Origin of the sequence: Algisphaera agarilytica (genome assembly GCF_014207595.1) — a bacterium.
GTDB lineage: Bacteria > Planctomycetota > Phycisphaerae > Phycisphaerales > Phycisphaeraceae > Algisphaera > Algisphaera agarilytica.
Genome location: NZ_JACHGY010000001.1, coordinates 3,402,576 through 3,427,561, shown reverse-complemented (window position 1 = coordinate 3,427,561; position 24,986 = coordinate 3,402,576). Strand labels below are relative to the sequence as shown.

20 protein-coding genes and 2 tRNA genes are annotated in these 24,986 nt (G+C 61.9%); 12 read left to right on the top strand and 10 right to left on the bottom strand.

What is annotated here, in order from left to right:
• Nucleotides 1–2: 2 nt before the first annotated feature.
• Nucleotides 3–2,060 (top strand): phage tail tape measure protein, encoded by a 2,058-nt coding sequence (locus HNQ40_RS14865; protein WP_184678617.1) that lies wholly within the window; start codon nt 3–5, stop codon nt 2,058–2,060.
• 154 nt (nt 2,061–2,214) lie between these two features.
• Here HNQ40_RS14865 and HNQ40_RS14860 read toward each other — a convergent pair whose 3' ends face one another.
• Both HNQ40_RS14860 and HNQ40_RS14855 read right to left on the bottom strand, forming a co-directional pair.
• Nucleotides 2,215–3,087 carry a hypothetical protein gene (locus HNQ40_RS14860; RefSeq protein WP_184678616.1) on the bottom strand — a complete coding sequence of 291 codons (873 nt, stop codon included), beginning with the start codon at nt 3,085–3,087 and terminating at the stop codon, nt 2,215–2,217.
• Nucleotides 3,088–3,322: 235 nt separating this feature from the next.
• Nucleotides 3,323–5,671 (bottom strand): hypothetical protein, encoded by a 2,349-nt coding sequence (locus HNQ40_RS14855; protein WP_221435553.1) that lies wholly within the window; start codon nt 5,669–5,671, stop codon nt 3,323–3,325.
• Between the two features lie 1,041 nt (nt 5,672–6,712).
• On the opposite strand from HNQ40_RS14855, the gene HNQ40_RS14850 reads away from it, so the two are divergent.
• The 3 genes from HNQ40_RS14850 to HNQ40_RS14840 all read left to right on the top strand — a co-directional run bounded on the left by HNQ40_RS14850 (nt 6,713) and on the right by HNQ40_RS14840 (nt 10,433).
• Nucleotides 6,713–7,255: a hypothetical protein gene (locus tag HNQ40_RS14850; protein WP_184678614.1), complete on the top strand. Its 543-nt coding sequence runs from the start codon at nt 6,713–6,715 to the stop codon at nt 7,253–7,255.
• A 712-nt stretch (nt 7,256–7,967) separates the two neighbouring features.
• Nucleotides 7,968–8,576 carry an NAD(P)H-dependent oxidoreductase gene (locus tag HNQ40_RS14845; protein ID WP_184678613.1) on the top strand — a complete coding sequence of 203 codons (609 nt, stop codon included), beginning with the start codon at nt 7,968–7,970 and terminating at the stop codon, nt 8,574–8,576.
• 3 nt (nt 8,577–8,579) lie between these two features.
• Nucleotides 8,580–10,433 (top strand): monovalent cation:proton antiporter-2 (CPA2) family protein, encoded by a 1,854-nt coding sequence (locus HNQ40_RS14840; RefSeq protein ID WP_184678612.1) that lies wholly within the window; start codon nt 8,580–8,582, stop codon nt 10,431–10,433.
• 2 nt (nt 10,434–10,435) lie between these two features.
• Here the strand turns inward: HNQ40_RS14840 and ubiE are convergent, their stop codons facing one another.
• Both ubiE and HNQ40_RS14830 read right to left on the bottom strand, forming a co-directional pair.
• Nucleotides 10,436–11,218, bottom strand: a complete 783-nt coding sequence (gene ubiE / locus HNQ40_RS14835; protein ID WP_184678611.1) for a bifunctional demethylmenaquinone methyltransferase/2-methoxy-6-polyprenyl-1,4-benzoquinol methylase UbiE — start codon at nt 11,216–11,218, stop codon at nt 10,436–10,438.
• Between the two features lie 30 nt (nt 11,219–11,248).
• Nucleotides 11,249–12,220, bottom strand: a complete 972-nt coding sequence (locus HNQ40_RS14830; RefSeq protein ID WP_184678610.1) for a M48 family metallopeptidase — start codon at nt 12,218–12,220, stop codon at nt 11,249–11,251.
• Between the two features lie 458 nt (nt 12,221–12,678).
• Here HNQ40_RS14830 and HNQ40_RS14825 point away from each other — a divergent pair, with 458 nt between their 5' ends.
• Nucleotides 12,679–13,398, top strand: a complete 720-nt coding sequence (locus HNQ40_RS14825; protein ID WP_184678609.1) for a cobalamin B12-binding domain-containing protein — start codon at nt 12,679–12,681, stop codon at nt 13,396–13,398.
• 85 nt (nt 13,399–13,483) lie between these two features.
• Here the strand turns inward: HNQ40_RS14825 and HNQ40_RS14820 are convergent, their stop codons facing one another.
• A complete protein-coding gene (locus HNQ40_RS14820) occupies nt 13,484–15,322 on the bottom strand; it encodes a DUF5060 domain-containing protein (protein ID WP_221435552.1) in 1,839 nt (612 codons plus the stop codon).
• Nucleotides 15,323–15,612: 290 nt separating this feature from the next.
• Between HNQ40_RS14820 and HNQ40_RS14815 the strand changes: the two genes are divergently transcribed.
• From HNQ40_RS14815 to HNQ40_RS14805, 3 genes are read left to right on the top strand one after another with little or no spacing between them, the layout of a single operon-like run.
• Entirely contained in the window at nt 15,613–16,167 is a 555-nt protein-coding gene (locus tag HNQ40_RS14815) for an RNA polymerase sigma factor (protein WP_184678608.1), read from the top strand.
• Nucleotides 16,164–16,658 carry a hypothetical protein gene (locus HNQ40_RS14810; protein WP_184678607.1) on the top strand — a complete coding sequence of 165 codons (495 nt, stop codon included), beginning with the start codon at nt 16,164–16,166 and terminating at the stop codon, nt 16,656–16,658. Before HNQ40_RS14815 ends, HNQ40_RS14810 begins: the two co-directional genes overlap by 4 nt.
• Nucleotides 16,630–17,163: a hypothetical protein gene (locus tag HNQ40_RS14805; RefSeq protein WP_184678606.1), complete on the top strand. Its 534-nt coding sequence runs from the start codon at nt 16,630–16,632 to the stop codon at nt 17,161–17,163. Before HNQ40_RS14810 ends, HNQ40_RS14805 begins: the two co-directional genes overlap by 29 nt.
• Before the next feature lie 93 nt (nt 17,164–17,256).
• Here the strand turns inward: HNQ40_RS14805 and fbaA are convergent, their stop codons facing one another.
• Nucleotides 17,257–18,294, bottom strand: coding sequence for a class II fructose-bisphosphate aldolase (gene fbaA / locus HNQ40_RS14800; RefSeq protein ID WP_184679261.1), 1,038 nt, complete (start codon nt 18,292–18,294; stop codon nt 17,257–17,259).
• Nucleotides 18,295–18,413: 119 nt separating this feature from the next.
• Here fbaA and argJ point away from each other — a divergent pair, with 119 nt between their 5' ends.
• The gene (gene argJ, locus HNQ40_RS14795) at nt 18,414–19,637 is read left to right on the top strand and encodes a bifunctional glutamate N-acetyltransferase/amino-acid acetyltransferase ArgJ (RefSeq protein ID WP_184678605.1); all 1,224 of its coding nucleotides are present in this window, start codon (nt 18,414–18,416) and stop codon (nt 19,635–19,637) included.
• 164 nt (nt 19,638–19,801) lie between these two features.
• Nucleotides 19,802–21,175 (top strand): hypothetical protein, encoded by a 1,374-nt coding sequence (locus HNQ40_RS14790; protein ID WP_184678604.1) that lies wholly within the window; start codon nt 19,802–19,804, stop codon nt 21,173–21,175.
• 70 nt (nt 21,176–21,245) lie between these two features.
• On the opposite strand, the gene HNQ40_RS14785 is transcribed toward HNQ40_RS14790, so the two are convergent.
• The 3 genes from HNQ40_RS14785 to HNQ40_RS14775 form a co-directional block, all read right to left on the bottom strand.
• Nucleotides 21,246–21,319 (bottom strand) — tRNA-Leu (locus HNQ40_RS14785).
• Between the two features lie 70 nt (nt 21,320–21,389).
• Nucleotides 21,390–22,289, bottom strand: coding sequence for a fructosamine kinase family protein (locus tag HNQ40_RS14780; protein ID WP_221435551.1), 900 nt, complete (start codon nt 22,287–22,289; stop codon nt 21,390–21,392).
• A gap of 214 nt (nt 22,290–22,503) precedes the next feature.
• Nucleotides 22,504–22,576 (bottom strand) — tRNA-Ala (locus HNQ40_RS14775).
• Nucleotides 22,577–22,708: 132 nt separating this feature from the next.
• Here HNQ40_RS14775 and HNQ40_RS14770 point away from each other — a divergent pair.
• Both HNQ40_RS14770 and HNQ40_RS14765 read left to right on the top strand, forming a co-directional pair.
• Entirely contained in the window at nt 22,709–23,461 is a 753-nt protein-coding gene (locus HNQ40_RS14770; RefSeq protein WP_184678602.1) for a zinc ribbon domain-containing protein, read from the top strand.
• Nucleotides 23,462–23,542: 81 nt separating this feature from the next.
• The gene (locus tag HNQ40_RS14765; protein ID WP_184678601.1) at nt 23,543–23,971 is read left to right on the top strand and encodes a ribonuclease HI family protein; all 429 of its coding nucleotides are present in this window, start codon (nt 23,543–23,545) and stop codon (nt 23,969–23,971) included.
• Between the two features lie 21 nt (nt 23,972–23,992).
• Here HNQ40_RS14765 and HNQ40_RS14760 read toward each other — a convergent pair whose 3' ends face one another.
• On the bottom strand, nt 23,993–24,901 hold the full coding sequence (locus HNQ40_RS14760) for a hypothetical protein (RefSeq protein WP_184678600.1): 909 nt from the start codon (nt 24,899–24,901) through the stop codon (nt 23,993–23,995).
• Nucleotides 24,902–24,986: the final 85 nt, after the last annotated feature.

Below are 24,986 nucleotides of genomic sequence, written 5' to 3'. Positions count from 1 at the left end.
TCATGGCAGGTGCAAGAGACATCCGAGCAGGCGGCGCGTTCGTCGAGTTCTCCCTAGAGAAATCGGCGTTGATGAAAGGGCTGCGCACCGTCGAGGCCGAGCTAAACCGCTTCGGTCGCAAGGCCACCGAGATCGGCACACGACTGGCCGGGCTGGGCACTTCGATCACCGCACCGTTCATTGCATCGGCCAAGGTGTTCGCCAGCTTCGGCGACTCGCTCGACAAGGCCGCATCACGTACCGGTGTGACCGTGGAGGCGTTGTCCGAGCTTGGTTTTGCGGCTGAGCAGTCGGGCAGCAACTTCACTGAGCTTGAGAGCGGTGTGCGTCGGTTACAGCGCTCCATCAACGACCTGGGCAAGGGGCTATCGACGCCCGTTCAGGCGTTCTCCGACCTGGGCTTGAGCTTCGCCGACCTGCAAAGCCTATCGCCCGAGGATCAGCTCAAGGCCGTGGCTGACGGGCTGGCGGCGATCCCCGACCCGACTAAGCGAGCAGCGACGGCAATGCAGGTGTTTGGTCGTGCAGGCCAGCGGCTACTCCCCCTGTTCGCCGATGGCGCTCAGGGCATGGAGAAGCTACAGCGTCAGGCCCGCGAGCTTGGGTTCACTATCGGGCGTAGCTCGGCCAAGGAAGCGGCGAAGCTCACTGACACGATGAACATCCTGACCACCAGCCTGCAACGCGTCGCGTTCGCGCTGGGTGAAGCGGTGTCGCCAGAGATTCGGAAGTTTGCTGAGCGGGCCGCTGAGGCCAGCAAGGGCTTGCAGAACGTCGTGCGGGACAACGAAGACCTCGCACGCGGAAACCTCAAGCTCGGCGCAACGCTCACCGGCCTGGGCGGCACCATACTGGGCGTGGGTATCGCAGCGCGCGGCTTGTCGTTCGCCCTGGGAGGCCTGCGACTGGCGTTGAACCCGGCGCTGCTGATCCCCGCCGGGCTGACCGCAGGCCTGGCGGGCATCGTGGGTTACTTCAACGACGGCAAGGTCGCGGGCATCGACTTCGGCGGCGCTGTACTCGGCATCGCCGACAACCTGCGCATACTCGACAAGGTGGCCAAGGAGACATCGCAATCCCTCAAGCTGGAAGACGCCGCCGATGCGGTGAAGCGGACGACGACCGAGGCCATCAGGGCCGCGCAGAAGCTACAGGAGGCCGCTGGGACGGACGCAGAGCAGGAAGCCCGGCGCGAGGCCATACGAGCCATCGAGGACCAGATCGCGGCCATGCGGCGGCTAAGGAAGGCCGAGGAACGCCTGGGCATCGGATCGACCGACGCCATCATCCCGCGTGAGGGCGCTCAACCGCTATTCGCCGGGACCATCCGCGACCGCACCATCCGCAAGCTTGAAAAGCAGCTCGCCAAAGAGCAGGAGCTGTTGAAGAAGGTCACCGAGGCACCCGCAGAAGCCCGCAGTGTCACGACCTCGCCGTTGGCTAAGTTTGCCGACCAGATCGCCGACACGCTGCGCAAGGCCGCCGCGAACTATGTGGCGGCGCGCGACGAGTTCGACTTCGAGCTTGGCCAGTTCCTGGGCGACGCCCAAGACGCGCAGATCGGAGACATCAATCGCTCGGCTGACCTGCTCAAGCGACAGGCCGACAAGCTGGGGCTGCTGTCGGCTGAGCTATCCCGCCAGATCGACGATGCGGTCAAGCGGGAAGTCGGCCAGATCACCGGCGGCGGCAACCGGTCGCTGCAAGACGAGATCGACCGCCTGCGCGTGGAGCTGGGCACCACCGGCGTGGATCGACAACGCGAGCTGTTGAAGCTCGAACAGTCACAGCGTCTGCGTGACGCCCGGCAGAACGGCGAAGACCCGAACAAGATTCGGGAGCTGTTCCGGTTGCGGTTTGCGAAGCTACAAGAAGGCCTAAATGACATCGGGGTCCGACGCGACATCACGCGGGGCGTGACGAACTCAGGAGCGATCCAGGCGTTGAAGTCAACCGCGCTGACAAGGGGCGAGCAGGCGATTGTTGCGGCGATCAAGGAGCAGACTAAGGTCGTCGCGGATCAGTATCGTGGTGGCGAAGAGGTAGTTCTGCTTAGATAAAATTGTCCGACAGTGAGTACGCGGGTGAAGAGCGTGAAGCATGACGAATCCGCGTGCCAGAGGCGACACCTATGAAAAGCACGGCGGGAGCCACCAGGCACTCCGCCGCGCACATTAGCTATAGCACTGAGATTATCAGTAATTACAGGGCTTGCTAGTCAGATGTAACTGAAATATCAAGGCCAGCCGTGGCAATAGAACTTCCCACATAAGCCGGTGCATGGTTGTACGGGAAAGGGTTTTCGTTCTTACCCACAACTTCCACATAAATGGTATAGACGCCAGCGGGAAGACTTAAAGCGACAGAGTCTGAATCGCTAAAGTTACTCGTCACTTCGCTAATACCATTCCCCACATCTGCTGGCTGTACTATTCCCAGCGGTTTCACTATGGGCGCAACACCTGTTACACCAAAGTACAGATCAGCCCGAATAATCATCCCTTCGTTTAGGGAGTAAAGATCTTGATACCCACCTGAAAGGGTAGATGAGTATGTCGCATCCAATGTTACGGTAGAGGGCGCATCAAGGGTTAAAGTCACCTCACTACGGCTGAATGCTTCTTTCACAAACGGAAAAACCATGTTCCCTGTAACAAACTCAAAACTGTTATTGACATGCGCGTCTAACGAGTAAGTAGAAGCTGTATTACCTGGCGTTCCGTCAGCAGAGTGCACCACAGTGAACTCTTCGATATATCCCTCGAAATTATCAAAGTTAAACGGTGGGTTAAACGGCTCGACTAGACGAACCACGTTCGTCAAACTGAGGGGCGTAGAACTGGAATTGGTAAACCCTAATCCTTCGCTTGAGTTCAACTCTTGGCTGAATACAGGTTGAGAGGCCGCATGACTGGCCAATACACTCAAACACGCGAGAAGAGCAACACCGATGAATGGTGCACGAAAATCATGACGTAGCATCACAAAAACTCCTTTGCAGGTAGCTTCTAAACCGATGAATTGTGCTATCAAGTCCGGAAGCAGTACAAATGGCAGGATACAGATTGCCCGAGAATCATGATTCACATCGATCGAACACCTATATTAACATCCAGGCCGGTTAAGTGAAAGAAAAAACGATCTCCAGAAATTGAGATCCCACTGAAGTTCGGCGTAAGCCGCGGAGGTTTTGGGGCGGGAGTTACGGGAGTGCCGGAAGCGGTGAATCTGCATACACCGGACGAGTAGACGAACCGGCGGCGGCGATATGCGATGTCGCATTTGTTGGATTGGTCGCCCCTGATCTAATTCGTAACTACGTCTAGCGCCTACGATGCGACGCACAAATCATTCCAAGAACTGTAAGTGCAAGCACGCTTGGCTCAGGTATCACAACTGACGCTCCGCCTGCTGGGGCAGTAATCCCAAAGTTGTCCTGCCACACCGTATAGTCGGCAGCATCAACCACACCATTACCGTTACCGTCTGCAGCCAGGTCCACCATCGAACCGAAGCTGTCTTGCCACACCGTGTAATCCGCTGCATCCACCACGCCGTTGCCGTTGTAGTCGCCCAACAACGCCGGGTCGGCGATGGCTTGAATCTGCACGAAAAACTGGTCGTAGATCACCTGAAACGAAAACCCTTGGAGCTCGGGGAACTCGATGGCCTGAAAACCCGACGTCGGCTCCACGCCGATGCTCAAAACCTCGAATATCTGCTGATCCACAGGCGTAAAGTCCGGGGCCAACGACAAAGCCAACGTCCCACCCAAAGCCGCCTCCCCGGTCACATTGATGGATTCAAACGTGCTGGGGGCTGACAACTCCACCTCGATCCGGCCCGAGGCGGTGAGGTTACCGCCGACATTTAACTTGCCGCCGGTGTTGAGCTGAGCCACGGTGCCCGAGGTCAGTGTCAGATCGCCGGTTGTCGTCAACGTGCCGTCGTTGACCAGCAGCAAGTCGGTGCCTTGACCCAGCATGGCCGAGCCGACTTCCACCAACCCGCCGGTCGCCACCCCGAGAAATACATCCGAGGTGGCGTTGCCGCCGGCGTTCAACACCCCGGCCCGCAATACGCCATCGCTGATCACGTTCACCGTCGCCCGGCCACTGCTACCCAGCCGCAGCGAAGACTGCACATCGATCTCGCCCATGTCACGCACAGTAACGACCGCTTCCTCTCCGTTGATTCTTGCCCAGTCGGTGGTGCTGGCCCCGCTCAAAATCCGATAAATCGAGTCTTCGCCAGTGATGTTCATCGTGCCGTTACCCAGATCGAAAAACGCGTCCGACGTGAACGTCCCGCCCACCGTGCCGCTGCGGGTGATGTTCAGCGTCGCGTTGTTGCTGAGCTGCCGCCCGCCAGCGGTGACATCGATCGTTCCGCCGTTGATCGCCAACGTCTGCTCGGCGAAATTAAGACTGCCACCGTTCCAGTCGAGCAGGGCGCCCTCATTGATCTCAGCCCCGGCGTTGAAGTTCACCTCGCCGCCGACGAGGTCGAGATTAGCCTCATTATTCAGCGTCGCCAAACCGTTGGCAGTGAACACGCTGTCGTTGCCCACCACAAAATCGACCGCTCGATCTACGCTGCCGCCGCCCATCTCGAACGTCCCCGAGGTGGTCAAACTGGAGTCGGTGACGCGCAGGCTGGCAGTGCCGTTGTCGACGCCCAGCCCCAAATCGCGGGCGGTCGCGACGCTGTTTGAATTAATCACCACCTCTGCGTTACCTTCTATTCCACGCCCCCACTCGGCCAGCGATTGCATCGAAACCGTGCCCTCGTTGGTCACAAACAGGACCCCCGCCCCGCTGTTGCCCACATCCAAATACGTCGTGCTCGTAAAGCTACCCCCGAAGCTCACGATGAACTCATTGCTGCTCACAATGTTGTAGGACTCTTTGAAGTCGATCTTGGAATTCGCCCCCGACGCTCGCAGCCAAGCGCTTTCGGCGAGGTTAAGCTCGCCCCCATCGTTCAGCGTAAGCGTCCCCGACAGAATCTCTACTCTCTCCGCAGAGAGGCTTAATGTCCCGCCGTCATTAATGGTCAGCGAACCATTGTTTGCCAGAATCGCGCCGGGCGTGGTCCGCAGCGATGTGACGGTCGATCCGTCATGAATATCGAGTTGGCCGCCTTGCACATACACATTTGTGGCCGTGACCGTCGAACCGGTCACCGACGCGGAGCTTGATTCCAGCACATTGAAACTGCCGAGGGAAGTTACGGCCGCGGCGTTTTCCAAAGCCAAAGCCGCTTCAGGCCGAACAATCAAATTCCCGGCCAATACTTGGAATCCATCAAACGTGGTGACATCAGCCCCGCCGTCTTCCCCGAAAATAGTGGCATCACCCGACACCGAAAGAAAACCGTTAAGGCCCCGCACAAATGTGTATCCGCCTACCCCGTCGGGGTCAAAAATATCAAGTTGCGCGATCGACTTGGGTGTACTCAGTACGACGGTTTTGCGCGGCGAAACCACGCCCAGCGGCGTCAGCCGATCGAACGTAGCGGTGTCGGTGAGCCCGGGCCCCGCCAACCCGGACCAGTTGATCCCGTCGCCCCAGTTGTCGCCGAACGTCCCGACCCAGTCGACCGCGTGGCTGGCACCCGCCACTGCGAGTGACGCCGAAGCCCAAACGCCCGCCACCCAAGTCTTCCGCATAACACGATCCATAGCCATAACCAGCCCTTTCTGCCCAACCCCCAATAACCCCGCTCCACGCTACTTACGCCATACGGCCAAAGAAGATGTGATAGAGCCGCAGCATATCGCAGGAACGATTTAGCGCCTACGGCCTTCTTGGTCGCCCCTATCCTATACATTCTACTGACTATCGATCGGCCAGCCCCCCTCATCACCAGATCGATCGAGTGGATGTTACCGCTTGCGCAGCGAGCGGGCGGAGATGACCGAAGGGTCGGCGGCCCCGCTGGCCCCCAAGACTAAGCCGTCTACAACCAGGGGCCCAAGACATGGGAGGTCCAAGGCGGGACCGCTATACGGCCGCAGTTGCGTTGTCTGAGGCGCTGGGGTGGGACATGGATTGAGGTCGCCCGGCGGCCGGGGGCGAGGTTTGGGTGAGTGTGTAGCCAGCCAACTGCAGCCGGTAGTTATGCCGCGTCAGCTATTGCGAGAAATGAGACTCGCTATGTACAAAGCCCCGCCTGCAAGCGCTATCACAGAGCCACATACCCAAAGCACTGCCCCGGTAGGCTTCAGATAGTGGTTGGCTCGCCATACTGGAGCGAATGTCCCGAGTGCGATTCCCGGCTTGCGGAAGAAAAACCAGCCTAGGAGAAACAAACCGAGACCAAACACCCCAACGTATAAACCGGTGCTGAGCGGCATAACCTTGTCGCCTAACGTTAATGGCCAGCTGTCGGCTGACTGCACGAAACAGTCGTCACCCCGCTAACCTATCCTAGTCGCACTTGACCGGCTTGGGAGTAGCGGAAGGAGAATTAGTCAGCGATACCAACCGGGTGGAAGCATATGTCCCGACCTAAGGGTAAAAAAAGATCAGGCGTTTGTGCATATACCGGAAGGTGGTCGGACAACCTGTCTCGAGATCATGTACCGCCGAAATGCCTGTTTCCAACAGAGCGGAGCAACCCGATCACGGTTCCGTGTTGTGACGGCCTGAACAAGCGGGCGTCGCAAGACGACGAATACTTCAGGTTGGTGCTGTGCGCAGAAAGCAAGGTGGGCGAACACCCTGAGGCCGCTAGAGCGGCCAGTATCGCTGCCAAGTCGCTCTGGCGACCGGAGGCGAAGGGTTTCCGCGATGCATTCCTGCGGGCGGTCAAGGTCAGGGATGTAGTATCCCCAAAGGGGATATACACAGGCCGCGCCCCCAGCTATGACGTGGATTACCGTCGTATTCACTCCGTGGTTGAGCGAATCACGCTTGGCTTGTATTTCTGGGAGTTCGAACAGCCAATGCCGTCGGAGCTTGCCGTAAGCGTCCTTGATGGCATGTCGATTAATAGGTCGCCAAAGACAGAGCGTGAGGCAGTTGAGCGGATCGCGGGGAAATTCGCTGGCTCGGATTTCCATTCAAGGGCGGGCGGGTGCTTTAAGTTTGCCAGAAAGTCAATCGACGAAAGCGTGGGCCACATATGGTCCATGCGGTTCTTTGACGGCTTTGACTTCATAGCTGCGGCGTACGACCAACGCGAACATGGCCCCATGTACTACGGGCCCGAGTATGTTGATGAACTGCGTTACGACAGCCGGGGAACCTAAGCCCAGATCCAACCCTCCTCCTGCCGCCGCCATTGTCCCGACGCAGCCGCCAGAATGTAACCCCGAATTTATCCGGGGTAGACGCGGGTTGGCACACGGGTACTCTGTGGCTGTTCGCTTGGCACAACTAAACAACCCTCGAACCTATGGAGCGGGTGGCTGTGAGATAGGGTGGCGACCTACCGCCAAAATGTATTGCCCGAGCGAACACTCGCCTCATTCTGAGATGGCTGAGGCGGGATTCATGGGACGGCCTAGCGACCCCATTGAATTAAACCCAGGTGCTTGGAGGGGCGGTGTGGTTACCAGCTTCTTTGTGCCCCCGGAACGCGGCGAGTCGGGCGAAAGCCCGCTTACCGTATTGGCCCGTCAGGTCGGGCATAAACTAACCTAGGAGCGGAGGAGGGTGGCGTGGTAACTGCCCAGTCTTTGCCCCTTACAGCCCCGTCATTCGGCGGGGTTTTTCTTGCGCAGGGACGGTTGTCGCGACAACCCAAACGCCTGAAAAGACCCTCAAAGACCGACTTAGCCCATATCGACGATCACCTCAAAACCCCTTATATACAAGTAAAAACGCCCCTTTTCGCTTTTCCCTTGAATGGCTTGTATCTTGTCGAGGGTATTTCTGCGATCGCCTATCGCCTGCCGGTAAATGGCGATCTTAAATCATCCCCACGCCGGTACCACCGGATCGACAGCCGGACCGAACAGCATGGCAAGAATCCTTATCAACTTTGCGCACCCGATGAAATCTCGGTCGACGATCAACCGCGCGCTGCTCAGCGTGATCCAGGACCTCGACCAGGTGACGGTCAACGATCTCTACGACCATTACCCCGACTTCATGATCGACGTCGAACGCGAACAGCGGCTCTGCGAAGAACACGACGTCATCATCTTCCAACACCCCTTCTACTGGTACTCCACGCCCTCGATCGTAAAGGAGTGGCTCGACCTGGTCCTCCAGCACGGCTGGGCCTACGGGTCGACCGGCGACGCCTTGAGCGGGAAGCTGTTTCTCCAAGCCATGTCCGCGGGGGGCGATGCCTCCACCTACACCAAGGACGGCTACAACGGATTCACCTTCGCCGAGCTCACCTCGCCTATGCGAGCCACCGCCAACCTCTGCAAGATGACCTGGCTGCCGCCGTTCGTTGTGGCCGGTGTCCACCGCGGGCTGCCCAAGGAACAGGTCCAGGCACACGCCAACGATTACCACCGCGTGGTCACGGCGTTGCGCGACGACCGCCTCGATCTCGAACACGTCCTCCGCAGCGAAACCCTCAACAGCGACCTCAACCAGGCCATCAAAGGGCAGTAACCCATGGAATCCATGCTCCTGGAATTGTTTGTCTTCCTCGCAGCCGCCGCCATCGCGGTGCCCATCGCCAAGAAACTAGGGCTGGGCTCGGTGCTGGGCTACCTGGTCGCGGGGATCGCCATCGGCCCGTTCGGGCTTGCGCTGATCCACGACATCGAAGAGGTCATGCACATCACCGAGTTTGGTGTGGTGATGATGCTCTTCCTCGTCGGGCTTGAACTCAAGCCGGCGCTGCTCTGGCGGATGCGTTTGCCGATCCTCGGGATCGGGGGGACCCAGGTGGTCGCGACCAGTATCGCCATCGCCGTCATCGCGGCGTTCTTCCTGCCGTGGCAACAAGCCCTGGCCGCCGGCCTGATCCTGTCGCTGTCGTCCACCGCCATCGTGCTGCAGACCCTGCAGGAAAAGGGGCAGATGGACACGGGAGCCGGGCGATCGATCTTCGCGGTCCTCTTGTTTCAAGACCTCGCGGTCATCCCCATGTTGGCCGGCCTGCCGCTGCTTGCGACGCTGGCCATCGACCACGGCGGCCACCACCACGAAGCCGCGCTCTTCGACATCACCGCGCTCCCGGGTTACGCCCGCACCCTGATCACGCTCGGTGCCATCGTCTTCGTCGTCATCGCCGGCAAGTTCATCTGCGGCCCGGTGTTCCGGGCCATCGCCTCGACCGGCGTGCGTGAGGTGTTCGTCGCCGCGGCGTTGGCCCTGGTCATCGGCACCTCTGTGCTCATGATCGTCGTCGGCCTGTCCCCGGCACTGGGCGCGTTCCTCGCCGGCGTGATGCTTGCCGACAGCGAGTTCCGCCACGAGCTGGAGAGCGACATCGAGCCGTTCAAGGGCCTGCTCCTGGGCGTGTTCTTCATCACGATCGGTGCGAGCCTGAACTTCACCCTCATCGGCAGCAGCATCGGGCTCATCCTGGCGATCGTCGCCGGCCTCATGGTTTTGAAGTGGCTCATCCTGGCTGTCACCGCACGCGTCTACAAGATGGGACGTCAGGACCGCTCGCTCTTCGCGGTCGCCCTGGCCCAGGGCGGCGAGTTCGCCTTCGTCTTGTTCCAGATCGCCAAGAGCAAGGGCGTGATGCCCACCAGCACCATCGACCCGCTGGTCTCCGCCGTCGCCATCTCGATGTTTCTCACCCCGATCGTGTTCCTCTTGCACGACAAGCTCCACCGAGCCGAGGCCGATGAGGACTCCGCGCAAGAACCCGACTCGATCGAACAACAGAACCACCGGGTCATCCTCGCCGGCTTCGGCCGACTGGGGATCGACGTCGGGCGCTTCCTGCTGACCGCCGGCGTCAAGCCCGTCATCCTCGACCACGACGTCAGCAACGTGCGCATCCTCCGCCAGTACGGCTTCGAGGTGTACTACGGCGACGCCACGCGTCTCGACCTGCTGGAATCTGCCGGCGCCCGCGAGGCCGACCTGTTGATCGTCGCGATCGGCGACACCGACCGGGCCAAGCGTCTGATCGAAACAACCCAGAAGCACTACCCCAACATGAAGGTGATCACCAGCGCCGCCAACCGCGACGCCGCCTACGAGATGATGGACCTCGACGTCGCCAACGTCTTCCGCGAAACCTTCGGCACCGCGCTGGACCTCGGCCAGGCCGCTCTCGAACAGCTCGGCACCAACCCCTACGAAGCCCGTCGGCTCGGCCTCATCTTTAAGAAGAAAGACCACGAGATGATGCCCGAGCTCTACGAGCTACGCTGCGAGAAGGAAGCTTATCTCTCCTTCTATCAGCAACGACACGAGAATCTCAAGGCGGTGATGGAGCTGGACAACCCCGAAGACCAGAAGGCCGTCGCCACCGCCTGGACCGCGAAGAACCCGGAACTCTAGATTCAGCCGGGCTTCACGCCGCGGTAGCACGCGGCGATGCCCATGGTCAGGCTCTTGGCGGACACGTCTCCGAACCCCGTCTGCTGCATCGCGTCGATCAGCTCGGCCTTGCCCGTAAACGTGCTGACGCTGCGGGGCAGGTATTTGTAGGCCCCGCTCTTGTCGCCGGAGATCAGCGTGGCGGTCTTGGGCATCAGCCAGCCGCAGTAGAAGTTGTAGCCCATCCGCATAACCGGGTTCGCCGGCACGGTGAACTCCAACACGATCAGCCGGCCGCCGGGCCGAAGCACACGATGAAACTCACGTAGCGCCGCCATCGGGTCGGTGACGTTGCGGATGCCGAAGGCGATGCTGACGATGTCCACGCTCTGATCCGCCAAAGGCAGGTGCAGCGCGTCCCCCGCGTGATACGAGAGCTCCGCCCCCGTGGGCTTTTTGGTCTGCGCGACGTCGAGCATCGGCACGGTGAAGTCGACGCCGACCACGCGTTGGGCCCCGCCGTCGCAAAACGCCATGGACAGATCACCCGTGCCGCAAGCCACATCCAGCACCGTGTCGGTGGGTTTGACGTTGGCCAATTTCACCGCGGTGCGCCGCCAGGCCTGGTCCCGACCGAAGGAGTGTACCCGGTTGTTGAGGTCGTAGCTCGGGGCGATCGCGGCGAACATCGCCTCGACCCGCCGGGCCTTGTCCGGCTCGGCGTGGGGGTTGTCCAGGCGTGACTCGGTCCACGCGGGTTCGGTGGTGGTGTTCTGGGGCGGCAAGGTCGCGGTGTCGGTGGACAATGGATTACTCGTCAAAACTCAGCGGCGTGTTCAGTGCACGTGATCCTCGCCGCCACACTCGACCGCAGCAAGGTACCCCCGGAGTTTAGGCCCGATCTGAGCGGCTTTGGGAGCGGGCAGCTTCTTGAGCTCGTCCAACACGTTGCGCTTGAACGAATCTTCGCCGAAGCGGAACTGGTCGGATTGGCCGTAGGCATCGTTCTGTGCGGTGGACCGGCCCGCCCCGGGGTACTGGTCGGCGATCAGCTTGTTGAGCCGATCGATCCGTGTCTGGGGGAGCGGGTGGGTCGAGAAGAACTCCGCCCCACCGCCGCCGCCCTGGGCTTCTTTGAGGATCTCCATGACCTGCACCTGGCCGTACGGGTTGTAGCCCAGGCGGGTCATATAGCGCACGCCGAGCATGTCGGACTCGCTCTCCTGGTCGCGGCCGAACTTCAGCAGGTACACCCCCCCGCCGACGCCCGCGCCGACGCCGAGCACACGGAGTGTGTCGTCGTCGGTGACCTCGCCCGCCACGGCGGTGCCGATGGCGATGCCCTGGATGATGAGGGCCTGGCTCATGCGGGAGTTGACGTGCTGGGCGGTGACGTGGCCGACCTCGTGGCCGAGCACCCCGGCCAGCTGCGCTTCGTTGGTCATGCGTTCGAGCAGGCCGCGGGACATGAAGACCTTGCCGCCGGGCAATGCAAAGGCGTTGATCTGGTCCGAGTCGAGGACGTTGAAGTTCCACGGCAGGTGCGGCCGTTCGCTGACGGCCGCAAGTTCGTGGCCGAGCTTGGAGACGTAGTCAGTGAGGACTTGCGACTGGACCAGCCCGCCGTTCTCCTGGATGAACTGCGGCTCGGCGTCGGTGCCGATGGCGATTTCTTTCTCTTCGCTGATCAGGTTTAGGCTGGATTTCCCCGTCGCCGGGTTGGTCACACAGCCCGTGGACGAGCCAAGCACGCCCACCCCCAACACCACTGCAGCGGCCAGTGATTTCAGTCCGTTGAACATCCTCATCGTGCAAACCTTTCGGAAATCGATCCTTTGTACCCGGCCTGCTTCATCGTAAAGGATTGCCCCCCCATTCGACGCCAAAACCGCAATTCATTTGCCTCGATCCGCTTCGTATTGGTGATTTCTCTCCCCGCCGATAACTGATTTTGCTTTCTATCTCTCGGGCGGGCCTGCCCTCAAATCGGTTATTGGACCCACCCAGACCGTTTCGGAACATTGAAAAATAACAACTTATGGCATTTTTCCGCTATACGGACCCTTCCGGACCCCTTCCGAGGGAGCGGTGGAGCGTGGTTCACCCGATTCACGATGAACAGTGTGCCAGTGAGGCCGGGCAGGAGCCCGAGCCTGCGAGTGAAGGACAACTCGCCGAGACAGCCTGAACGAGGCGACCACAAGGGATGTGGAAGCTCGACACACCAATACTCGCCGAACCATCCACGGCGACGGAGTCCAGACCGATGCCCAGCCAACGCAACGCCCTTCTCGAACGATACTTCACCGCCATGATCTCCGGTGATCGTCACACCGCCCGCGAGATCATGGACGAGGTCTTCGAAGCCGACGTCCCCGCCGAGCGGATCGCCAGCAACCTGATCTGGCCGACGCTCAACCAGATCCAGAACATGCGCCGTGCCGACCAGCTCAGCTCGCTGGCCTACCACTACGCCACCCGCCTGATGCGGTCCATCACCGATCAGCTGCAGATGCGTTACCAGCAGCACGCCCGCCGCGACCAGACCGTCCTGGTCATGTCCGGCCCCGAAGAATCTGAAGAGCTCACCGGCCAACTCGCCGCCGACCTCCTCGAAGCCGACGGCTACACCGTGTACTACTGCGGCGGCGGCGTGAGCAACGACGAGATCACCGAACAGATCGCCACCCTGCGTGCCGACAAGCTCGTGGTCTTCGGCAGCATCCCCGCGACCGTGCCGGAAACCCGCCTGCTCATCGACCGCCTGCACGACCTGGGCGTCTGCCCGCAGCTGCAGATCATCGTCGGCGGCGGCGTGTTCAACCGGGCCGAGGGCCTGGCCGAAGAGATCGGCGCCGACCTCTGGGCCAGCGACCCGATCGAGCTGGTGCAGACCATCGCCGAGAACACCCAACGCCGCATGACCGAAGACCAACGCACCGTCGGCCGCAAGCGTCGCCCGTCGAGCAAACGCGCCGCGGCGTAAGCCACACCCACAACTCTCCAAAAGCAACGAAGCCCGCATCGGTTGATGCGGGCTTCGTGCGTTTTGGCGATCATGTGATGTGTTGTTACTCGGCTTTGATCAGCACGACCCAGTCCTTGTCCGCATCTGCAGGCGGGGCACCGAGGTCGCGCCAGTCGCCGCCATTCAGCGAATCAGCGCTACCGGCTTGGAGAGCGCCGCCTGCGCGGGGGTTGTACCACTGGACGCTGAAAGTGCCGGATTGGCCGGTCAGGTCGAGCTGCGCGGGCTTGCCCGCGTCTTTGACCAGAGCCACATACGCCACACCGGGCAGAGCGAGGCAGAAGCCGTCGGCGTTCCGCAGCAGGGCGTTGTGGTTCTTCATGTCGTTGACCGGCAGGTCGGTGCTGTACCAGAAATGCAGCGCGTGGGCCGATTGCTCGTACATGTTGTTGCGGCTGCGGTGGTCCTGGAGCGACAGGTCCGAGTGGGGGTTCTTGTAGCCGTAGTACCACTCAACGCCCCAGCCACCCGCGAGGAAGTTACCCCAGAGTGCGTTCGTGCGGGCGTCGAAGTGGTCGGGGTCCAGGTCGTCGGGTTTAACTGCATGCATGGCGTCGCCGGGCTCGTCGCAGGCGACCATCCAGATCTTGCCTTTGGACTCGGCCGATTTCAGGATGTTGAGCGTGCTCTTGTGGACATTGCGGAAGTCGGGCTGGGCGGTCTGGAGCGACCAGCCGTCGTAGGGCGTGTCGGCGCCGACCACATCGTTGGGCCATTGGCCGTTGTGCATCACCACGGGGTGCTGGTAGGGATCGATGGACTTGATGTGGCGGGCCATCGCGAAACGCTGCTCGGTGGTCTGATACTTCTCTTTGTGGTGGTGCTTGCCCCATTCGCCGTTCTCTTCGCCCATGTTCCAGTTGAGCGCGGGCAGGTGGGCGAAGCGGGCGACGAGTTCGCGGTAGTAGAGCTTGCGGTCCGGCCCGGTCTCGCCGTTGTCGAGCAGAGTTTCGTTTTCGGTTTCTTGGGTTTTGAAGTGGACGAACAGCCCCTTGGTGGCGGCGTGTTCGACGACGATGCGCCACTGCTCGACGCGCGAGACATCGATACGGGTGTAGTCGTCGTAGTCGACGTACATGAAGACGTTGCGGTCGTCGCCGCCGATGTTCATGGTGAGCATCGACACCGAGTTGAGGCCTTTGGACGACAGGTAGTTGATCGCGCCGATGATGCCTTTGCCCTTGCCGTCCTGCCACGAGGGGTCGCCCTCGCTCCAGTCGCGGACATGGGGCTCCCAGGTCTTGACCAGCTGGTCCTTGTGGCCGTCGCTCTTGAAGTTGCCGTCGAAGTCGGCGTAGCTCAGGAAGTTCTCCGGCGAGTCGGCCCCGGCTTTGAAGAACACCTTGCCGTCACCCAGCGTGCGGGGGTAGCGCTCGCCGACGTAAGCCAGGCGACCGATGGCGCGGAAGTCCGGGGCGGTCTTGTCCGAAGGGATCACGGTGAACGAGCCGGTGGCTGCATCGAAGTGGCCCGCGGACTCACCGGCGTCGTGGCCGTCCGCCATCGCGACGCCTTCGCCGCTGCGGAACGAAGCCGACCACGTCCACTCGCCCAACGCATCGGGCAGGAAGTGGACCCGCCAGACGTTGCCGTTGTCTGCCGAGGTGTTGGCCGCATCGCCGTCGGCCGCGAAATAGCCGGGCACGACGTAAGTCGCCTCGCCGTTGGTGAAGGTCACGTCCAGCCGGTAGTCCGTGAACGGGTTCGGCGTGGCCGACTCGGAGGTCTCCGGGCCCTGGAATTCCTGGGAGAACGCGTGCCAGATCATGACCCGGTTTTCACCGGCCGAGGAAGTCGTGGCCAATGCCAACACCACGGCCGACACCAGAACACAAAGCGACAACACATCCGGCTTAGGCACACGGTTAAACAAATACATCATGTCGTGAAAACTCCTGAACAGGCTGAAGAACAAAGAAACACCACGGCGATCGGCTTCGCGGGAAACAAGCCGTGATCGGTCACATCGGGATGGGTAGGAAAGTGGAGAACTGACGCGGGAAGGATGACGGGTTGCCGTCGAAATTATTGACCCGAACTATACCACACAGACGATCGGCTTGATGAATTTGCCTGCTGTTACCCCACGAGCCTTTACACTTGAAGCGGTCTCAACACCTCACCAGGGAAATCTCAGACGAGGACTAAACCTTTCGCCCCTCAACCCCACTCATGGATGTGACCGCCTTCAACGAGGAAGAAATCGATCCTCGGGTGATCCGCAAGGCCCAGCGTGGGCACCGTGGATCCCAGGCGGTGCTGCTGCGGGAGTTGCAGGACGTGTGGTACCGGTATTCCTACAAAATGCTGAGCGATGGCGACAAGGCCCGCGACGCCGCGCAGGAAACCGGCCTCCGCTTCCTGCGCGGGCTCCCCGAGTTCCGCGGCGAGAGCCGACTCAAGACCTGGTCGCTGGGCATCGCTCTGAACGTCTGCCGGGAGATGCGGCGCAACCGGCCCCACCTGGCTCTGGCCGATGCCGACGTGATCCCGCAATCCACGACCACGCCCGACACCCTGGCCCACGCCGAGCAATTGGACCTCCTGGAACGTCGGCTCGCCTCGCTGCCCGAACGCCAACGCGAGGCGATCACCCTGCGATACCTCGAACAGCTTTCTCTCCGCGACACCGCCGCCGCGATGGGTTGTGCGCTAGGCACCGCCAAGGCCACGATCTCGCAGGCCCTGCGTTCGCTCCGGGCCCGAGAGGAGGCCGCCGAATCATGAAGTCCCCACCCCCCATCCAACAAGCCGCGCGGGAACGCCACCAAGCGAACCGCTACCCCGGCGACCTCGCGGCCGACCTGGGATTGAGCGAAACCAGCGCGGCCTCGCCGTGGGCTTGGCGTTCATTGGCGCTGGCGGCTTCGGTGGTGATCGCCGCCTCCGCGTTGTGGTGGCTCAACTCGGCGCCCCCCACCGAGGTCGGGCCGGAGCCCGGGCCAATCGTTGTTGATGCTCCGCCCCGTCCGCCGGTCGCCACCACTCAATCGGCCGACCCCGCCACAATCGGCGTGCGCCTGACCGAAGTACCCACGCTCCGCTTGTCGCGCGTCACCGATCGGCCCAGCCGATACGCGCCGCCGTCCAGCCCCGCCTCGTTCAAACCCCGTTCGACGCCCAAGCGTTTCCCGAGCGTCGATTTCAAACGCCCTAAACCCAATCCCCCTTCTTCCCGGAGACCAAGCCATGAACACGCACCCGATGAAATCGTCTGATTCCAAACCCGCCCCCTTGACCTGGCTCTCCCGCTGGGCCGCCCTGCTCGCGCTACTCATCGCCTGCGGTGTCTTCACCACCGCGGTGGCGCCCACCGCCTGGGCCGCCGAAGACGATGACCTCGAAGAGGTCGAAGGCGACGACATGGAAGGCGACGAAGATGAGGAGTGGGGCGAGGAAGACTGGGAAGAAGAGATCGAAGAGTTCGAGTGGTACGTGGTCGAGCTGGAGATGTACGGCCAACTGCTCCAACTGGTCCTCACCTACGACGAGATCGCCAGCGACCCCGGCACCGCAGGTGTCGCCGCGGTGATGGCCGTTGAAGAACACGTCGAAGAAGCCTCCGAGGCTGCCGCCCTCTTCGAAGAGGTGCTCCCGCAAGTCACCAACCCCCGGGTCGAGCGGGCCATCCGCCTGAAACTCGTGGACGTCTACGGCGATATGGATCAGCCCGAGAAATCGCTGGAACAATTGAAGCTGCTCATCACAAACTCTGGCGAGTAAACCCCATCAAAACCCAACACCAAATAACAAAGCCCTGGGATAAACATCCCAGGGCTTTGGCTTTGTTGTGATTTAATCGTGTCGTGCAGAAACTCAGGCGGAGCCGAGCGTCTTGCCCACGGCGTGGAGGTCTTCGCAGGCTTCCTTCACACGCTCGGCCATGGCTTCTTCGCCCTTCTTCAGGTACGCGCGGGGGTCGTAGGTCTTCTTGGCACCCACTTCGCCGTCGATCTTCAGGACGCCGTCGTAGTTCTGGAACATGTGAGCGGCGACGGGACGGGTGAAGGCGTACTGGCAGTCGGTGTCGACGTTCATCTTCACGACGCCGTAGCCCAGGGTTTCTTCGATCTCGTGCTTCTCCGAGCCGGAGCCGCCGTGGAACACCAGCCAGAAGTAGGCGTCTTCGCCGAACTTGGCCTTGATGGCGTCTTGGCCTTCTTTGAGGATGCCGGGCTTGAGCTTGACCGCACCGGGCTTGTAGGCGCCGTGGACGTTGCCGAAGGTCGCGGCGAACATGTAGCGGCCGCCTTCGACTTCCGAGAGACGCTCGTAGACGTAGACCATGTCTTCGGGCGTGGTGTAGAGCATTTCGTCGGGCATGTCGTCCGAACCGGCGGCACCGTCTTCTTCGCCACCAACGACGCCGGCTTCGACCTCGAGGATCTGGCCGATCTTGGTCATACGCTCGAGCAGCGGCACAGCCAGGTCCATGTTTTCCTTCACGGGCAGGATCGAGGCGTCGAGCATGTGCGACTGGTACAGCGGCAGTTTACCTTCGGCGACGCGACGCTCCGACTCTTCGATCAGGGGGATCAGGAAGTCGTCAACGTTGCCGGGCTGGCAGTGGTCGGTGTGGATGGCGACGTTGACGTCGAGCTTGGCCGCGACGCGGTGGATGTGCTCGGCCAGCGAGATCGCACCCATGACCATGTCGCCGTTCACGAGGCCCGAAGCGAACTTGCCGCCGCCGGTGGAGACCTGGATGATGCCGTCGCTCTTGAGGTCGGCGAAGGCTTTCAGGGCGGCGTTGGCGGTCACCATCGAGCTGACGTTGATCGCGGGGTAGGCGAAGTTGTTCTGGTACGCGTTGTCAAGCATCTTGACGTACGTGGCGTAATCGGCGACGGGCATGGTTCTACGGCCTTCCTGGGGGTGGTGGGGACGATTCATCGGCCGAGATTTTCACTCGTAAAACCGATCAGCAGGTCGAGACTATAACCAGACCACGAAAACCGTACAATCCGCACCAAATGGATCGAACTTCCCCCACCAGCATCACCCGGCCCATCGGCTTCCGCGCCGCGGGCAGCACCTGTGGCATCAAGCCCAGCGGCAAGCCGGACTTGGCCCTGATTGTCTCGGACACGCCCTGCACCGCCGCGGGGGTGTTCACCACCAACAAGGTCAAGGGAGCCCCCGTCCTGGTCTCCCAGAAGCACGTCCGCAACGGCAAGGCCCGGGCAATTGTCTGCAATTCGGGGACCTCCAACGTCGCCACCGGCGAGCAAGGCCTGCGCGACGCCGAGGCCATGTGCCAAACCACCGCCGCGGCGCTGGGCCTGCGCTACCCCAGCGAAGTCCTGGTCGCCTCCACCGGCGTGATCGGCCACCGCCTGCCCATGGACAAAGTCCTGCCGGGCATCGAACAACTCGCCCCGACGCTGGCCCAGGGCAAGAAGGCCGACAACGCCGCGGCGGACGCGATCCTGACCACCGACCTGGTCCGCAAGACCGCCCTTCGCACCGTCACCCTCGGCGGCAAGACCATCACCCTCGGCGGCATCTGCAAGGGCAGCGGCATGATCGCCCCGAACATGGCCACCATGCTCGCCTTCATCACCACCGATGTCGCGATCGATTCCAAGCCGCTGAAGCTCGCCCTGCGTGCGGCGACCAGCGAGACCTTCAACCGGCTGTCGGTCGACTCGGACAAGAGCACGAGCGACAGCGTGATGGTATTGGCCAACGGCCAGGCCAAGAACCGCGCCATCACCGGACCGGGCAGAGTCTTTGATCGCTTCGTCGAAACCCTCACCGACCTCTGCCGCGACCTCAGCGAACAGCTCATCTGGGACGGCGAAGGCGTGACACGCATCATGCGGGTGCGCGTCAGCGGCGCCGCGAGCGTCAAGGACGCCGACCGTGTCGGGCGTTCGGTGGTGGACAGCCCGTTGGTGAAAACCGCGCTCCACGGGGCCGACCCCAACTGGGGCCGCATCGCCATGGCCGCCGGGAAGAGCGACGCGAAACTGAAGAAGGACACGCTGTCGATCCGCATCGCGGGTATGAGCATCTACGAGCACGGCCAACCCACCAAGCTCGGCCTCAAGCCCCCCGCCAAACTGGCCAAAGCCATGGCCGCGAAAGAAGTCCAAATCGAGGTGGACTTAGGCTTGGGCAAAGCCTCGGCCGAGTGGCTCGGCTGCGACTTGACCCGCGAATACATCCACATCAACGCCGACTACACCACTTAATCGCCCCGATTACGGGAAGCCCCTTAAAACCCTTGTTCCAAAGGCAAATTAACTCTTGCCCCTGGCTAGGCTTGGGGGTATGTTTGAGTATCACGTCGGCGATTCATTTCTCTTCTGTTCAGGTGCCGGCGCCGTAATCACGCCTTCGGGCGTAGGGGTGTGCCATGAGTACGATGACGCTGGATTGTCCAAACTGCGGCCGAGGACTTCTCGTGCCCGAAGCGGCGGTCGGCCGCAAAGCCCGCTGCACCTCGTGCAACACACGGTTCGTCATTCCTTCACGCGAGGAACTGCTCGAACAAACCATCACGCAGATGGCGCTCGAAGAACTCGACCACCGCTACCACGAAGAGGACCCGCTGTACGAGGAGGTCCAGTCTTCGGCCGGACGCCCTGCTCGTCCCGAGCACCCGGTCTCAAGCACGGGGACGATCCTCGGTATGCCCGCGATCACGAATGAGCCCGCGCCCAACGAAGCCTCGGGGGTGCTCAGTGTCGATCACCTCAGCGAACCCGAAGCCGCACCCGCCGCCGTCGCCGAGGAGGGCGCCGACTCTCCATCCGATGACGATGATTCGAGCCCATCCGAAGAGCCCTCGGCCCAGCCCGACCCGGCACCCGAAGCCGCGAGCACCTACCCCACCGAGCTCCGCCCCACCGAGCTACGTCCGTATCTGGTGATCAACGAAGTCTCGATGCGCGGGGTGGCCCTCTCGTTCGCCACCGAGTTCCTGCAGCACGAGGTCTTCCGCACCTCGATGCCGATCCGCTGCGCGTTCACCGGCAAAGGGCCGGAGACCCACCTGGTCAGCCGCCCGATGATCTTCCTCAACCGGAGTACCGAGGAGGGCAGCGCCCAGGCCCGCGGCTACGAGATGCGTTACGAACAAACCGTCGGCCCCAAACACTCGCCCCGCGAACACGTCCGCGGCATCGGACGATTGGCGGCTTTCTACGAGCCTTACGACCGGCCCCTGCTCTACTACGCCTGCGACGGCCACGCCGGCGAGGCCCTCAAATGCCGCGCCCACACCGACGCCATGGGCCGAGACCACTGCGAAGTCCTGATCCCCTTCGGCGATGTGGCGGTCGAGTGGGTCAGCCGCGTCAACGGACGCTGCGGCCCCGAGTACGCGCTACTCAAAACCGCGGTCGCCCACCTCAAGAACGACGGCTGGACCAGCCTTTCCGAGAAGACGCAGCGTCGCCTGGAGACCTGGTGCAAGTTCGAGCGTGGCGAGCGGTTCAAGCTCTACCTCAACGACGCCGATCTCACCGTCTCCGACATGGGCCTGGGCGGTGTGGTCGTGACCGACCGTCGGCTGCTCTACCACAAGTTCCGCCGCAGCCGCAGCCTGTCGCTCAACCAGGACGCGATCCTCCACCTGCGTACCGACGGGAAGTACGTCCGCATCACCCTCGAGTCTGGCGGACGCCTGGCCCGAGCGGGCAAGATCCACCGCGGCGACATGGACAAACTCATCCAGGCACTGGAAGACGCCCCGCGTCTGAAAGTCATGGTGGGCAAGGCCGATTGATCGCGAGATTGGTTCGGAAGCAACCCGTTTGCGCTGCATCCAATGCGGCGTGCATCTCTTACCGATCGAATAGCCCGGGTGGGGTTCGAACCCACACTGTCACGATTTTAAGTCGTGTGCCTCTGCCAATTGGGCTACCGGGCCGACGTGATTCTGAAGGATGATTGATGATATCGGATCGGCTTGCAAGGCCAGGGCCTGCGTACAGGGCAAACTACTTGGTGGCGAGTGTCTTGAGTTGGCCGGCCAACTCTTCGCACGCCGGGACGTAGCGTTCGCCGAAGACGCGGATGTGCATCATCATCGTGTTGAGCCAATAGACCCGGCAGCGTCGGCTGAACCCCGGGCGTAACGGGTGCCGACGGCGGTACAGCTCGAAGAAACTGTCGTCCGCGGTCTGGAACATGCGGAGGTACGCCAGCTCGTATTCGGGGTCGCAATAGGACGCCAGGCCGTCGATGAAGGCGAGGATCTGCGGCTCGTCGGGGTGGTTGTCCGCCACGAGGATGTTGTTGGACCACAGGTCGCCGTGGACCAGCGTCGGGGTGGACTGTTCGGGCAGCCAGTCTTCGAGGTTTTTGAGCAGGTCGTCGATGAACCACCGGCTGTTGGACGAGAGGAATTCGCGGACGTGGTGGAACTCTTTCTCGATCACCGGGCCGAAGTTGTCCAGCCAACGGGTCTCGCCGCGGTCTTGCAGGGCACTGCCGTAGGTGGACCGGTGGTGGGAGTGGAGGTCGACCAGATACCGGGCGAGCTGGTTCTGGAGAATAGCCGTGCCGCGTGGGCTGACCTTGGCGTCGGCCAGGGTGATGCCGGGGATCTTCTCCATCAGGAGCCCGGCGCCGTCGAAGTCAGGATCGTCGGCCACCACCGCCCAGGGCTCGGGCACGGGCAGGGTCGTGTGCTCACGGTAAGTAATCAGCGACAGCATCTCCCGCTCAAACGATTTGACGTTCCGCGAGTTGTGCAGCTTGGCGACGATGGATTTGGGCTCCCCGTCCGTGCTCCATTCGACCACCCGGTTGATCGAGCCGCCGTACAGCTTCCGGGCCCCGGTCACGGTCAGCTCGGGGTCGAGGTGCCGACGCACGATGGCCGTGGCCTGCTCCAACCCGATCCGGGAGCCGCGTTTACCAGGATGTATGGGTCTGGATGAATCGTTAAGCAAGGCCAATCCCTCTTCGTCCCGCGTCCACCCCACCCCGGGGCCGATTCTCATCGTCATTGGACACAACCAATTTTAGATTGTACCCCTGAGTCCCGGAAACGTCAGGTACGAAAAAACCCGCTGTTGGGCAGCGGGTTAATCCGTATTACACGGGGAGTGGAGCTGACAGGGATCGAACCTGCGACCTTTTGTATGCCATACAAACGCTCTCCCAACTGAGCTACAGCCCCATGGGGGTCGAAGAGTATAGTGAAACCCGCCGGGCGAATCAAGCCGACCGTGCCGCGGCTGAAATCTCGGTACCCGCGGAGGGCTTTGGTATAGTACGGGTTGACGATTAACCCCCCAGTGGAGCCGAGCCTTTGTCCGTCCAAGATCAACTGCGAGAACTGTTCACTCTCGACCAACAGGTCCGCGGACTGCGGAGTCGAGTCGACGCAGCCAGCCGCCGCCTCAACGCCCAACGCAACAAACTCGAACAGCTCCAGCGTCAAGCCAGCGAGATCAACGACCAGTACATGCACGCCAAGGCGAGTGCTGGCAACCTCGAATCCGACTCCCAGGGAGTGGAAGAGCGGATCGAGAAAATCCGAAAAGTCATGGCCGGCGTCCGCAGCAACAAGGAGTATTCCGCGTTGCTGGTCGAGATCAACACGCTCAAGGCCGAGAAGGACGTGATCGAAGGCAAAGCCCTGGAACAACTCGGCAAGGTCGAAGAGCTCCAGGCCACCGTTGACGAGATCGCCGGCAAAGTCGAAGCCCAATCCAAGCTCGTCGCGGGAGCCGAGAAAGAAGTCGAAGAAGGTCAGGCCGAGATCGCCGACCAGCTGGGCGACCTCGAGAAGGAACGTGCCGTCGCCGCCGAACCCATCGACCCCGAGACGCTGGCCCTCTACAACAAGCTCGACGAAGACACCGAAGGCGAAGCCCTCGGCGAGATCGAAGAACAAGACCGCCGCCGCATGGAGTACACCTGCGGCGCTTGTTTTATGAGCCTGCCGATCCAGGTGGTCAACGCCACGCTGACGACCAACGACAAGCCCGTCACCTGCCCCAACTGTGGCGTGATCCTTTACGCCAAGACCGAGCTCAAAGAGGCTCTGATCCCCAAATAAACACCTACGGGCAAAAAGTCGGCCCCTTCCAAGCCGGCCCCGCACGGCCTGCGGCAACGCCCCCTCAACATCCGAGTCATCATGCACTGCACCATCCACATCGACGGCGGCGCTCGCGGTAATCCCGGCCCGGCCGGCGTCGGCGTCGTCATCCAGGACACCGCCAACGACAAATACCTCCACGAAGCGGGGTACTACATCGGCGAAGCCACCAACAACGTCGCCGAGTACACCGGCCTGATCAAGGGCCTCGAAGTCGCCAGCGAGCTGGGTGCCAAACGGGTGCTGGTCGTCTCCGACTCCGAGCTCATGGTCAAGCAGATCAACGGGCAGTACCGCGTCAAGGCCGAGAACCTCAAGCCGCTGTACCAGCAGTCGGTGTCGCTGCTGGGCCGCTTCGGCAAGTGGGACATGACCCACACCCGCCGCGAGAACAACAAGCTGGCCGACCAACTGGCCAACCGTGCCATGGACGCCGCCGCCGACGTGAGCTTCTCCTCCGAAGACTGACCCGGGCAACCTAAACGCATTTCAACTCGAAGCCGCTGCGCTGTCCTCCGCGTGGTTGGATGCTTCACGTTTCAACCACCACGCCCCCGCCGCCCCGGCCAGCAGCATCACCCCCACCTCCACCGTCCGATCGACCAGCGCCGCCGCTGCGGCCGTCGCGGTCCCGATCGGCATCATCGCCGCCGATAACGCCGCGACCACCCATTCGCTGAGCCCCAGGCCGTTGGGTGTCAGCCCCACCAGCTTCACGACCAGCGTCGCCGACGCGAGCAGGACCGCATCGGTCCAGGTGAGCTCGACCCCCACGATCCCAAAAGCCAACCAAAGCCGCCCCGCCGCCGCCGCCAGATCAAGGGTGCGCAGCGGCACCCACATCCACGCCCCCACCGCCGGGCGACGCAACGCCTTGCCCCAAACCCTGCCACTCATGAACGTCTGAACCGCCAACGCGCCCACACACGCCCACCAGCCCGTTTCCCCTGGCAGCAGGAGCAGCACCAGACACACCGTGCCTAGCACCGACACCGCCAACCCCAACACCACACCGAGGATCAGCAGGGAATCCTTCACCGCTAAACCGTGGAACTTTTTGAGATACGCCGCGCGACCCCACAGCCCCGCCCGGATCACGGGGATGTAATTCAGCACCCCGCTTACCGCGAGCAGAGCAGCCATCGTTCGACACCCGACCTCCGGCACCGGAGCGAACGGCCGCGTCACCCCCCAAAACAACAGCGAGGTCAGCAGCAGATTGAGGACCACCAACCCCCCAAGCGCCGCGAACTCCCAAGCCGCCGCTTCCCCAAGAACCGAAAGCTCCACCCCCCGCAGAGCGAAACCGATCGCCAACCCCAGCAAGACCACACCCACCAGAAAGCCGATCAGACGTCGGACGTTCAAGGGACGGCGTTCGGGGTCCGAAGCATTCATCACAATCATCGTAACCGACGAAGCAGAATCGATTAATCGTTGCGCCCCCATCGGCATGGCGTATAATGGATTTGTCAGGAAGGGA